This is a genomic window from Mycobacterium sp. (assembly GCF_049683935.1).
In the GTDB taxonomy this organism is placed as follows: Bacteria; Actinomycetota; Actinomycetes; order Mycobacteriales; family Mycobacteriaceae; genus Mycobacterium.
Window position 1 is genome coordinate 1 of sequence record NZ_JBAUJR010000518.1, and the last position, 12,033, is coordinate 12,033.

10 protein-coding genes and 1 pseudogene are annotated in these 12,033 nt (G+C 64.6%); 7 read left to right on the forward strand and 4 right to left on the reverse strand.

The window, feature by feature from the left end:
* Positions 1-60: 60 nt before the first annotated feature.
* From WA965_RS29290 to WA965_RS29315, 6 genes and pseudogenes are all read left to right on the forward strand, one after another.
* The gene (locus WA965_RS29290; RefSeq protein ID WP_047040152.1) at positions 61-1,200 is read left to right on the forward strand and encodes a virulence factor Mce family protein; all 1,140 of its coding nucleotides are present in this window, start codon (positions 61-63) and stop codon (positions 1,198-1,200) included.
* On the forward strand, positions 1,201-2,667 hold the full coding sequence (locus tag WA965_RS29295; protein WP_047040150.1) for an MCE family protein: 1,467 nt from the start codon (positions 1,201-1,203) through the stop codon (positions 2,665-2,667).
* Entirely contained in the window at positions 2,634-3,317 is a 684-nt protein-coding gene (locus WA965_RS29300) for an Rv1363c family protein (protein WP_047040148.1), read from the forward strand. The genes WA965_RS29295 and WA965_RS29300 overlap by 34 nt, the downstream gene beginning before the upstream one ends.
* Positions 3,314-3,913: an Rv1363c family protein gene (locus WA965_RS29305; RefSeq protein WP_232530501.1), complete on the forward strand. Its 600-nt coding sequence runs from the start codon at positions 3,314-3,316 to the stop codon at positions 3,911-3,913. The genes WA965_RS29300 and WA965_RS29305 overlap by 4 nt, the downstream gene beginning before the upstream one ends.
* Positions 3,914-3,965: 52 nt before the next feature.
* Positions 3,966-4,310: a DUF732 domain-containing protein gene (locus WA965_RS29310; RefSeq protein WP_047040178.1), complete on the forward strand. Its 345-nt coding sequence runs from the start codon at positions 3,966-3,968 to the stop codon at positions 4,308-4,310.
* A gap of 79 nt (positions 4,311-4,389) precedes the next feature.
* Positions 4,390-4,797 (forward strand): annotated as a pseudogene (locus WA965_RS29315) (CAP domain-containing protein); the annotation flags it as partial.
* 154 nt (positions 4,798-4,951) lie between these two features.
* On the opposite strand, the gene WA965_RS29320 reads toward WA965_RS29315, so the two are convergent.
* From WA965_RS29320 to WA965_RS29335, 4 genes are all read right to left on the reverse strand, one after another.
* Positions 4,952-5,995 carry an MBL fold metallo-hydrolase gene (locus WA965_RS29320; RefSeq protein ID WP_047040146.1) on the reverse strand — a complete coding sequence of 348 codons (1,044 nt, stop codon included), beginning with the start codon at positions 5,993-5,995 and terminating at the stop codon, positions 4,952-4,954.
* A gap of 52 nt (positions 5,996-6,047) precedes the next feature.
* Entirely contained in the window at positions 6,048-6,704 is a 657-nt protein-coding gene (locus WA965_RS29325) for a TetR/AcrR family transcriptional regulator (RefSeq protein ID WP_047040144.1), read from the reverse strand.
* Between the two features lie 224 nt (positions 6,705-6,928).
* Complete coding sequence (locus WA965_RS29330; RefSeq protein WP_080989703.1) at positions 6,929-8,455, reverse strand: aldehyde dehydrogenase family protein; 1,527 nt, start codon at positions 8,453-8,455, stop codon at positions 6,929-6,931.
* A gap of 105 nt (positions 8,456-8,560) precedes the next feature.
* Entirely contained in the window at positions 8,561-9,682 is a 1,122-nt protein-coding gene (locus tag WA965_RS29335) for an NDMA-dependent alcohol dehydrogenase (RefSeq protein WP_047040138.1), read from the reverse strand.
* A 328-nt stretch (positions 9,683-10,010) separates the two neighbouring features.
* On the opposite strand from WA965_RS29335, the gene WA965_RS29340 reads away from it, so the two are divergent.
* Positions 10,011-10,901: an FAD-dependent oxidoreductase gene (locus WA965_RS29340; protein ID WP_064964436.1), complete on the forward strand. Its 891-nt coding sequence runs from the start codon at positions 10,011-10,013 to the stop codon at positions 10,899-10,901.
* Positions 10,902-12,033: the final 1,132 nt, after the last annotated feature.

Genomic DNA, 12,033 nt, shown 5'->3' on the forward strand with positions numbered 1-12,033 from the left:
GGTCACCACCAACCCATCCGATGGCCTCCCCGGCCTCATGGTCCCCCCCGGAGGCGGCTCATGACAGCGCGACAATCCTCCCGCGTCGCGGTGAAACTGCTCATCATCCTCACGCTGGCCGGGCTGCCCGGCTGCGGCTGGCGCGGGCTGAACTCGCTTGCACTGCCCGGCACCGAGGGCGCCGGGCCGGGTTCCTTCGTCGTGCAGGCGCAGATGCCCGAGGTCAGCAATATCCAACCGAACTCCCGCGTGCAGGTCGGTGACGTGACCGTCGGCACCGTGACGAGAATCGAGCGTCAAGGCTGGCATGCCCTGGTGAGCATGCGGCTCAACGGCGACGTCGACCTGCCCGCCAACGCGACCGCCAAGCTCGGCCAAACCAGCCTGCTGGGTTCGCTGCACGTCGAGCTCGCCCCGCCAGCGGACGCGCCACCGGACGGCAAACTGCGTGACGGATCGCTGATCCCGTTGGCGCGCGGGGGAGCCTACCCGACCACCGAACAGACCCTGGCCGCGATCTCCATGCTGCTCAACGGCGGCGGACTGGGCCAAGTCCAGGACATCACCCGGGCGTTTTCCACCGCGTTCCGGGGGCGTGAACACGACCTGCGCAGCATGATCGAGCAACTCGACAAATTCGCCACCCTCACCAATGACCAGACCGGTGACATCATCGCGGCCACGGACAGCCTCAACACCCTGGTCGGCAAGTTCGCCGACAACAAACCCGTTCTCGACACCGCGCTGCGCAAAATCCCCGATGCGCTGGCCGAGCTCAACAGCGAGCGGGACAACCTCATCGAGGCCGCCGATCAGCTCGGCAAGTTCAGCGCACTGACCGTCGACACGGTCAACCAGACCAAAGAAAATCTGGTCAAGGAACTCAAGGACATCGGGCCGGTGTTGGAAGCGCTGGCCAACGCCGGCCCCAGCCTGACACGTGCGCTCAGCCTCTACACGACCTATCCGTTCCCCAACGAAACCGTCGAGAAGTGGATGCGCGGCGACTACGGCAACCTCAGCCTGATCGTTGACCTCACGCTCAGCCGCATCGACTCTGCGCTCTTCACCGGTACGCGCTGGGAGGGCAACCTCACCGAGCTGGAGCTGCAATGGGGCCGCACCATCGGGCAACTCCCGAGCCCCTACACCCAATCCAACCCGCTGATCATTCCGTACCGCTGGGACCAGGGACGCTAAATGTATTTGCACAAACGCGTGAAGGTTCAGCTGGCCATCTTGACGGTGCTTGCCGTCGTCGTGATCTCGTTGATGACGCTGCACGTCATGAAGCTGCCGGCCAAGCTCTTCGGTGTCGGCCGGTACACGGTGACGATGGAATTGCCGCAGACCGGCGGGCTGTATGCGACCGGCAACGTCACCTACCGCGGCACCGAAGTGGGGCGGGTGCAGTCGGTGCACCTCACCGACACCGGTGTGGCCGCGGTGCTGTCGCTCAAATCCGGCATCGACATCCCCTCCGACGTCAAAGCTGAGGTACACAGCCAGTCGGCGATCGGTGAACAATATGTCGACCTGCTGCCCCGCAGTGACACCGCACCGCCGCTAAAGAACGGCGACGTCATCCCGCTGCGGGACGCCTCCGTGCCACCTGACATCAACAAGCTGCTCACCGCCGTCAACACCGGCTTGCGGGCGATACCGCGGGATAACCTCAACACCGCCGTAGACGAGGCATACACCGCCGTCGGCGGGCTGGGCCCAGAACTGGCCCGGCTGGTCAGGGCCTCCACCCGGCTGTCGATCGACGCCCGCGCCAACCTCGACTCACTGACGTCGCTGATCGACCAGTCCCAGCCGGTGCTCGACTCGCAGACCGATACCTCCGATGCGATCCAGGCATGGGCGGCCAACCTGGCCACGGTCACCGCCGAACTGCAAACCCATGACAACGCGGTGGCCGGAATCATCGACCACGGCGGCCCCGCCGCCGGCGAGGTGCGACAACTCTTCGAGCGGTTCCAGCCGACCTTGCCGATCCTGCTGGCCAACCTGGTCAGCGTCGGCCAGGTCGCCCTCACCTACCGAAACGACCTCGAACAACTCCTCGTGCTGCTGCCGCAAGCCGCAGCGATCCGCGGCGGAAGTGTCGTCGCCAACGCCAACACCAAGCAGGACTACCGTGGCGAGTGGATCAGCTTCAACCTCAACATCAACCTCCCACCGGCCTGCACCACCGGATTCCTACCCACCCAGCAACGGCGTCCACCGTCCTTCGAGGACAGCCCGGAGCGTCCCGCCGGCGACGTGTACTGCCGGGTGCCCCAAGATTCACCGTTCAACGTCCGCGGAGCGCGCAACATCCCCTGCGAGACCGTCCCCGGCAAACGCGCACCCACGGTGCGAATGTGCGAAAGCGACGAGCAGTATGTGCCGCTCAACGACGGCTTCAACTGGAAGGGCGACCCCAACGCCACCCTGTCCGGGCAGGACATCCCCCAGGGAGCTCCCGGATCACCGCCGACCGGAGCGCCGCCTCCCGCTGCCGTGAGCCCACCCCCACCACCGGTAGCGGCCGCCCAGTACGACCCCGCCACGGGCACCTACATCGGACCCGATGGCCAGCAATACACCCAATCCGACCTCGCGCAGACCGGCCCGAAGGAGAAGACGTGGCAGACGATGCTGACACCACCGGGCAGCTGAGAACCGCCGGCCGCACCTCGACGCTCATGCCGGATGAACGCGCCGCGTCCGCGCCGATCGGTGCTGAACCGACGCATGGCGGCGATGCCGGCACCGCCGAAGACGCCAGCAGCGGACCCGACGGCAAGGACACACACACCGCACCCCCGGGCGAGCCGAGGACGACCCGCTCGCCGCTGCGGGCCGCGATGCTGGTAGGGGTGGCCGTCGTCATCGCGCTGGCGACGCTGGCGGGATGGCTGGGATTTCGTCTCCACCACCTGCACGAGGCGCAGACCGAGCGAAATGCGTATGTGCAGGTGGGCAGGCAGGCGGCGCTGAACCTGACGACGATCGATTGGCAGAACGCCGACGCCGATGTGCGCCGCATCATCGACGGGGCAACCGGGCAGTTCTACGACGACTTCACGAAGCGATCACAGCCGTTCATCGCCGTGGTCAAACAGACCAAATCGACCACCATCGGCACGGTCACCGAGGCCGCGCTGGAGTCGAAGACCGCGGGCACCGCCCAGGTGCTCGTCGCCGTGACCGTCAAGACGACGAATGCCGCTGTGCCCGACCAACGGCCACGGGCCTGGCGGATGCGCATCTTCGTGCAGCAAGTCGGCGATCAGCCCAAGGTGTCTAACGTGGAGTTCGTGCCGTGAGGTGGCCGAAATCGCGTCGTACCGGCGATCCCACCGACACCGACTCGGCCCAGGAAACACCCACCGCGACCGAGGACGACTGCGAGCACACGCCGGCTACGATGAAACGAAGCATCCGCTGGTCACGTGTGCTCGCCTACGGGATGCTGCCCGGCCTCGCGCTGCTGCTGGCCGCGGCCGCCGGCGGGCTGAAATGGCAGGTCGGTTCCCTGCGTGAGGCCCAGCTTGCCAGCGTCGAGTCCGTGCGGGCCGCCACCGACGGAACAATCACGATGCTGTCCTACAAGCCCGACACCGCCGAGAAGGATCTGACCGCCGCCCAAAACCGACTGACAGGACAATTCAAGGATTCCTATGCCTCGCTAACACATGACGTGGTGATCCCCGGGGCGAAGCAAAAACAGATCTCCGCGGTCGCCAACGTTCCGGCCGCGGCGTCGGTGTCGGCCACCGCGAACCACGCGGTCGTCCTTGTTTTTGTCAACCAGACCGTCATCGTCGGCACGGACGCACCCACCAGCACCACCTCATGCGTGCGAGTGACGCTGGACAAACACGATGGCCGATGGCTCATTTCCCAATTCGAGCCGATTTGACAACATGATCGGGGTTCGATTCACAGCGCCGCGCAACATTCAGACCGTATGCATGGCGATGTGCTGGGCGGCAGGGCTCGGTGTGGCAACTGCGCAGGCACCTCACGCTCATGCCGACCCGGTGGCCTATCTGGTCAACGTGACCGTGCGGCCCGGCTACGGCTTTCCGAACGCCGACGCGGCCTTAGGCTACGGTTACGGCATTTGCGACAAGCTGTCCGGCGGCGAAGGCTACGGGCAGCTTATCGGCGATCTGCAGGCTGATTTCCACACCGCCGACGACTATCAGGCCTCCTATCTGATCACCCAGTCGGTCAACGAACTCTGCCCGGCGTTGATCTGGCGCCTGAGGAACTCGGCTGCACACGACTGGCCGCCGCCTAGAGATGACGGCTGACGTCGAGGAGATGAACATGCGGCATTTGCTGTTGACCGTGCCGGCCGTGGTGGTCGTCGCCGTCGGTGCTGTGGTTGGCATGCCGATCGCACACGGCGACAACAAACGACTCAACGACGCGGTGGTCGCCAACGTGTACACCATTCAGCACCAGGCAGGCTGCACCAACGACGTCACGATCATCCCGCAACTGCAACGTGCCGCCGAATGGCACGCCCGGGATGTGCTGAACAATCGCGACCTCAACGGTGATATCGGGTCTGACGGTTCGACGCCGCAAGACCGCGCCGACGCAGCCGGTTTCCAGGGTCGGGTGGCCGAAACGGTGGCGATCAATCCGGCCCTAGCGATCAGCGGTGTGGAGTTGATTAGCCGGTGGTATGACAACGCGGCATATCTCGCCATCATGTCCGATTGCGCCCACACTCACATCGGCGTGTGGTCGGAGAACAGTTTCGACCGCACCGTCGTGGTCGCCGACTACGGGTAGCCAGAGCGGGCCAGATCCCGCACATCGAAGCGACACGGTACATCGGCCGTCGGCCTCACGCCTGTGGTGTTGTCGGAGCTGACGGCACAGCCACGGACATGGGCGGTGCCTGAAGGCGCAATGTCGAGGCCGTCGGATACAGGATCGCGGGTCACTGCTTCGGCCACCATGTGGTGACGGTGTCACGCATCGGTTCTACGCGGTGCTCTGCCGCCAAGAGCGCCAGATGGGCCAGTGTTTCACCGTTGGCGGCCCGGCGCATGAAGTTGGGTACCTGAGCCCAGGGCCGCGACCACCCCAGGCGGGTGGTGATCTGCCAGCAGGTTGCCCCAGGGCAGTCGGCCACCGCGCGTTCGATCTCACCAAGGCGCGTGCGGTGATGGGCGAAAAGTTCGTCCAGCCTGGTTGTGAACGCGTCGAAGCGGTATTCGTGGGCGGGAAGCACCTCGTCGGGTTGATATCCACGCAGTTTGGCCAGCGAGGCGAGGAAGTCGGCGAGGGGATTGGCGGCTTGCTGGGGATGCACGGAGATGTTCGGGGTGATCCGCGGCAACACACAATCGCCGGTCAGCATCAGCCTGCGGTCGGGCTCGGCGAAGCAGAGATGCCCGGGCGAATGGCCGGGCGTCCAGATCGCGCGCAGGTTCCAGCCCGGCAACGGGAGACGATCGCCATCGTCGATGAACCGGTCCGGTTCGGCCTGCCGGACGAACTGCCGGATTCCAAGCGACGCCGAGCTCAGTTCGTCCAACTCGACCTCGGGCACCCCGCAGTCCACCAAGAGGTCCCGCATACTCGCCACGAGAGGTTCTACCTCGCCGTAGCGGGTGGGCAACACCGCGGCATCGGCCGGGTGCACCCCGACCCATGCTCCGGAATGCTCGCGCACCCGCCCAGCCAATCCGTAGTGGTCGGGGTGGACGTGCGTGATCAGCACCGCAGAGACGTCGGTGATGTCGCATCCGGCCTTGGACAGTCCCTCGACGAGGGCCGTCCACGCTTCCTCGGTGTCCCAGCCGGCGTCGACGATGGCGACCCCGTCAGGCAGCTCGAACGCATACACCAGCACGTATCGCAACGGATTGTCCGGGATTGGCACCGGGATCGACCACAATCCCGGTCGCACCTGCTCGACCGGCGGCAACACGCCGTCGACCCAGGCCTGCCGCTGAACGGCCCCCGGCGCCTCGGCCATGGCTGTGTTCCTCCTGTCGCGGTCCCGACGCACACCGTCACACGCACAAATGTTAGTCATCGTTCACAATCCTGGGCAGGTCGTCGCTGGCTGCTATGCCGAGCACCGCGTAACCCATGGCGGCCAGACGGGCAGCGACCCGCTCGGGGGGCAGGCCGGTGTCGCGGTAGTGAAGGATCGACTGGATCGCGCCGATCGCACCATGTACGACCGCGCGGACGTCGGCCTCATCAAGCTCCGGCCGCAACTCCGCGACCACGTGCACCCATTCCTCGAGATACAGTCGCTGCTTACGTCGCAGGCGGCGCCGCTGCTCATCGGACAAGTTATGCAACTCGCGGTAATAGACAATCGCCAGCTCCCGATCGTTGATCACCAGCGAGACATGGTCGGCGACCAGCCCAGTCAACGCCTCACGCTCATCACGAGCCTGGTCCACGATGGTCGAGGCCCGCTCCAGCAGCGCGTCGATCACCCGCTCGAACAGCGACGCGAGCACGGCGGCCTTGCTGTCGAAATGCCGGTAGATTCCCGGTCCCACGATTCCAGCCGCCACACCGAGATCCGTCATCGACACGGCGTGATATCCCCGCTCGGCGATGAGCTCGGCGGCCGCGGCCAGAATCCGCTCACGACGTTCGCTTCCCCGAGTCCGTTGAGTAACGATCGCTCCGCTCACCGTGCCCCTTCCTCTTGGGTGAAACCACATGGGCCGGCGTCGCCTGCTTGTGCCCTGAACTCGCGTGGTCCCACCGCGGCCAACAGCAATGCTAACAGCGGTTAACACGCTGCAGGGCCGGGTAGCGAATTGGCGCGGACGAGGCGAAGCGGTTGCTGACGATGATTGGCCGACGAGGTGTTGGTCGACCGGGCCAGCGGGAAGCGACACCTGCACCGCGGTCGGCGACGCTAGGCGGTGGGCGGCCCCCGCTCCTATTCCTCAGCGGGCAGGATTAGGGACCAGAAGCGCGACTGGCGATCATTCGTCAGGCTCATGTAGATGTGTTTGGCTTCGGTGAAATCGAGGAATCCGTCGTCTCCGAGTTCGCGGCCGATGCCGCTTTGCCGGTATCCGCCGAACGGTGCGTCGGGGCGCAACTGGTGGTGGTCATTGATCCAGACCGTGCCGGCGCGTAACCGGCGGCTGATTTCGTAGGCGTTGACCATGTTGGTGGACCACACCGTCGCTGCCAAGCCGTATATCGTGTCGTTGGCCAGGCGCACCGCGTCGTCGACGGAGTCGTACCCGATGACCGACAGCACGGGGCCGAAAAGCTCCTGACGGGCGATCGGCATGTCGTTGTTGACGTTGTGGATCACTGTCGGCTGGAAGAAGTAGCCGTCGCCGATGTCGGCACGACGACCACCACACGCCACTGTGGCGCCGGCGGCCGCGGCGTCATTGACGACGCGCTCCAGCTCGGCGGCTTTCTCGGCCGAGATCACCGGGCCGAGGTCGGTCTGCGGGTTGCGCGTGTCTCCGAGTCTGATCGTGGCGGCCCGCCGCACCAGCCGGTCGATGAGTTCCTCTTCGCGCCCGCGTGGCACGAAGACCCGGCTGCCCGCTTCACAGCACTGCCCGGCGTAGAAGTTGACGCCGAACAGCACGCCGTCGACGACGAGATCGAAGTCAGCGTCGGGCAGGATGACTGACGGCGACTTTCCGCCGAGCTCTAGGGTGACGTTCTTCAACGTTTGCGCAGCCCCGGCGGCGACGCTCCGCCCGACCCCGGTGCTGCCGGTGAACGTGACATGGTCCACCAGAGCGCTTTCGACGAGGTATTGGCCCACTTCGACGTCCCCGGTGACGACGTTGAATTGCCCGGGGGGAAGATCTGTGCGCGACAATGCTTCAGCCAGTAGCATCGCCGACAGCGGCGTGCGTGGGTTGGGCTTGAGCACGACGCTGTTGCCCATCAGCAGTGCGGGAATGACTTTCCACACGGCCAACAAGAGCGGGAAGTTGAACGGGGTGATGGCCGCGACGACGCCCTCGGGTTCCCGTACGACGTGACTGACGCTAAACGGCGGCGAATGGAACCCCAATGGCTGCTCCAGACGCACGCTTGGGGCCATATCGAGGAAGTACTGGCTGTGGGCCAAGGCGAATCCGACGTGCAGAGCGCTCGCCGTCTTGATCGGAGATCCGCATTCGGCGATTTCCGCTTCCAGGAGGGCGTCCTGGTTTTCGACCAGGTAGTCGATGGCTGGCTGCAGCGCTCGGACCCTGCTTCGCACGTCCAGGCCGGCCCAGGGGCCCTCGTCGAAGGCCGTGCGGGCACACGCGACCGCCGCCTCGACGTCGGCGATCCCTCCGTCGGCGACATCGCCGACGACGGTCGCGGTGGCCGGGTCGATGACCTGCCTGCGTTTGCCACTGACGGAGGGACGCCATGTCCCGCCGATGTATTGCTCGAAGCGCCATCGCACATCGGATTTCAGCGGTGCCGTCATTGTCATCTTGGGTCTCGCTTTGCTGGTTGTAAACGGCTATCGGTTTTGCGTCGCGGCCGTGGCCGAGACAACTTTGCACTGCAGGGCGGAATCAGCTCTCCACTTGGGCTGCTAGTCGTCCGACAGAATGACCAACCCGCGGATGTTGCGACCCGCGAGCATGGCCTCGTACCCCTCGTTGATTTGATCAAGCGAGTAGGTGTTGGTCACCAGCTCATCGAGTTTCAATTTGCCGGATTGATAGAGGTCGATCAGCTGGGGAATGTCGGAGAACGGGTTGCTGCTGCCATACACGGTGCCCAGGATCTGGCGTTCGAACATCACAACGTCGAAGGGAGCGATGGGTAGGTGGTCGGCGCCGGCGGGCGGCACGGCGACCAGGACGGCCCGCCCGCCTTTCCCCAGCGCCTGCAGCGCTTGTGCGAGGATCGCCTGGGTCAGAACGCCGGGCGTGGCGATGGACACGTCGGCCCCCCTGTTCCAGGTGGCCTCCAACACCGCGTCGACCGGGTCGACGGCGGTCGGATCGACGACGTGTGTCGCGCCGAACACTTCGTAGGCGAGTTTGCGCTTGGCCTCGTCCGGTTCGACGGCCACGACGACGCGGGCGCCCGACGTAGCGGCCCCCTGGATCGCGTTCATGCCGATTCCCCCGGCGCCCCAGACGACCACGGATTCACCGGGCCGCACCTTGGCCTTGTTGACTGCCGCCCCGTAGCCGGTGGGCACGCCGCACCCGATCAGGGCTGCGGTGCGCAGCGGAACGCTCCGATCGATCTTGACGACGGAAACATCAGGCACCACGGTGTGCTCGGCAAACGTTCCCAGCAAGCACATCTGGCCAGCGCCTTGCGCTCCCACGTGGAATCGGTAGGTCCCGTCGAGCTGCGGACCGGCCAGGATGTTGGCACCCAGGTCGCAAAGGTTGGAGTGTCCGACCGCACACGAGCGGCAGTGCCCACACGCGGGGATGAACGACAACACCACATGATCGCCCGGTTCGACCGCCGTGACCTCGGCGCCGACCTCTTCGATGACCCCGGCCCCTTCGTGGCCGCCGATCACCGGATACGGCATCGGAAGATCGCCTGTCACCAGGTGGTAGTCGCTGTGGCAGAGGCCGGTCGCCGCCAGGCGCACCCGCACCTCGTGCGGGCCCGGCGGGTCGAGATCCACCTCCTGCACCTTGAACTGCTCGTTCTGCCCATGGAGCACGGCTGCCCGAGTCTTCACGAAACTCCCTTCGTCGACCTAATCACATCGATCTTGATCCGCGCGTCGACGCCGGCTGCCCAGACTGTTGTGTCGATCGAAGGGCCCCGTCGCCGTTGTCGGTGTTGACACAAGTCATCGTTGATGTGACTCATGTCATTAAGCACTATGATCATAGGTCATACCCACACCGCTGGCAAGGAAAACGATTCCTGGATTCTGTCGCACCGCCGATCATCGGCAAGCAGTCTTGCCAGTTCACTGGCCACGGACCAGGAGTTTTGTACGCCGGACGGGAAGAAGAGAACGGGAAGAGGTACCTCAATAACGTGATGACAATTAGCCTCCGATGCGGTTCCCCACATCGATGTACGGCTCTGACGCGCAGCCAGACCGGTCAGCACGCTCCGAGGTCGGCGTGACGCACACCGTCGCCCCCGGCGGCGAGGCCCGCGGACCGGCACGCATCGCTGTGGTGGGTGCGGGGCCGGCCGGCCTGTACGCGGTGACCGAACTTGTGGAGTCGGGTCACCCGGTGAAGATAGACGTGTTCGAACGGCTGCCCTCGCCGTTCGGGCTCGTCCGGTACGGAGTCGCGCCGGATAACCAGAAGATCAAGTCGGTCGCCCGCGTTCTGGGCGCACCCTTCACCGCCCATTCAGCCACGGTCCGTTTTCTGGGGAACGTCTCTGTCGGCCGTGATATCAGCCGACACGAGTTGCGAGGATTTTACGACGCCGTCATCTACGCTTTTGGCGCGGAAGACGCCCGAGTGCTGGACGTACCCGGTAGCCGCCTGCCGGGCAGCTTTGCGGCCAAAGAATTCGTCGGCTGGTATTCCGGACATCCCGACGCCGCCGACCGCAACTTCCCACTGCACGGTCGGGGCGTGGCCGTGGTGGGGGCCGGCAACGTCGCCCTCGATGTCGCGCGAGTGCTCGCGCGCAGCGCCGAGGAGATCGCCGCCACCGACGTGCCCGACCGGGTCGTCACCGCACTTGGCTCCAGCGCCATCACCGACATCTATCTGCTGTGCCGACGCGGCCCCGCGCAGATGAAATTCACACCGGTCGAACTTCGCGAACTCGGCGAGCTGTCCAACGCCGATCTCATCATCGATCCGACCGAATTGGCGTTGAGCGAAAGCGAGCGAGCCGAGCTGTTGGGAAGGCCCCAGCTCGAACGCATGGTCTCAACGCTGCGGCAGGGTTGGGCCCGAAGTCCGTCAGGTCCAGCATGACCAGTTCGCGGCGGCGCAGCCCATAGGCGTAGCCGACCTTGAATGCGATCGAATCCCGCAGGGCCGTCACCCACCGCTTGGACGCTGTGCGGTGCGCTTCGTCGACAAAATCATCTACGACGTCAAATAGGTGCTGCAACTCGGCCTTGGTGAACGCTCGGCGGCCCGGTGGAACAGCATCATCGGTTGTGTGTTGCGGAGTGTTCCACTCGAAGCATATCTGCGACGGAACATCGCCAAACTGCTTCTCGCAGAATGCAACCCAGCCGTATCTACTGTCGCAGACGTACGAGCAAAACATCGAAATCGTATTGCTGTAGGTCCGCAACGTAGATAGCGCAATCGGTCTTTCCTGCGATCGGAATTCGGCCAGGAATTGGTCCACGTCAATTGGGCGCCACCGCCACGGATACTCGTTGGTGAACTCAACGAACCGGGCAATCAGTCGACCGCGCGTCATGATCGTGTCGACGGCCAAGCCTCGGGCCAGCATCTGCGCCCGCCAGCCATCGACCATCGCATTGAACACGGTCTCATCGGCACGCAGGAGCGAAACATCGTCGGCACGCAGGATGTGGGGAATGAACCCGGGCAGTTCCTCAGCCATGACGATGGTCGAACGATCTCGGCAACCGGCTTGGCGACGACTTGAGTTGCGATCCGAATAGTCTTGCCCTCGAACGCAATTCGTCACTGTGACGCAATAACCCCGGTCCACGCAGTGGCGGGGGCGGTGCCGCAAAACAACTCACACCGACCGGATGCCAGTGGTCGCTCGTTGAAGCTCGCAACGTCGTCACCTAACATCCGAATCAATCATTAAGTGATTGAAACTTACGTCGAGCTGGCCCGTTGCGCAAGACCCAAGGTCGATCAGGGGCGCTGCAGCGGCGACCGACACCCGTCACAACCAGGACAATCGAGCCAGTCGTCCAGGGGTGCAAGTTCTTTCACTAAATGAAACTCGCATGCCTTAAAGGCCGATAACGTATCTTACGTCAACCTAATCACTGCATTTTCATCCGATGAATCACGCAGCAATCGTGTGACTCTCGCCTACCGACCCGGTACCCATGGATGAAACAGCCTGGACACCAGGGGTTTTCGGTGGATGCGAACGAGTATGCATGAC

What these genes read in the sequence shown, in the direction of transcription:
- WA965_RS29290 (WP_047040152.1), top strand. Translation starts at nt 61, where the DNA reads ATGACAGCGCGACAATCCTCCCGCGTCGCGGTGAAACTGCTCATCATC.
- WA965_RS29295 (WP_047040150.1), top strand. Translation starts at nt 1,201, where the DNA reads ATGTATTTGCACAAACGCGTGAAGGTTCAGCTGGCCATCTTGACGGTG.
- WA965_RS29310 (WP_047040178.1), top strand. Translation starts at nt 3,966, where the DNA reads ATGGCGATGTGCTGGGCGGCAGGGCTCGGTGTGGCAACTGCGCAGGCA.
- WA965_RS29320 (WP_047040146.1), bottom strand. Translation starts at nt 5,995, where the DNA reads ATGGCCGAGGCGCCGGGGGCCGTTCAGCGGCAGGCCTGGGTCGACGGC.
- WA965_RS29325 (WP_047040144.1), bottom strand. Translation starts at nt 6,704, where the DNA reads ATGTGGTTTCACCCAAGAGGAAGGGGCACGGTGAGCGGAGCGATCGTT.
- WA965_RS29330 (WP_080989703.1), bottom strand. Translation starts at nt 8,455, where the DNA reads ATGACAATGACGGCACCGCTGAAATCCGATGTGCGATGGCGCTTCGAG.
- WA965_RS29340 (WP_064964436.1), top strand. Translation starts at nt 10,011, where the DNA reads ATGCGGTTCCCCACATCGATGTACGGCTCTGACGCGCAGCCAGACCGG.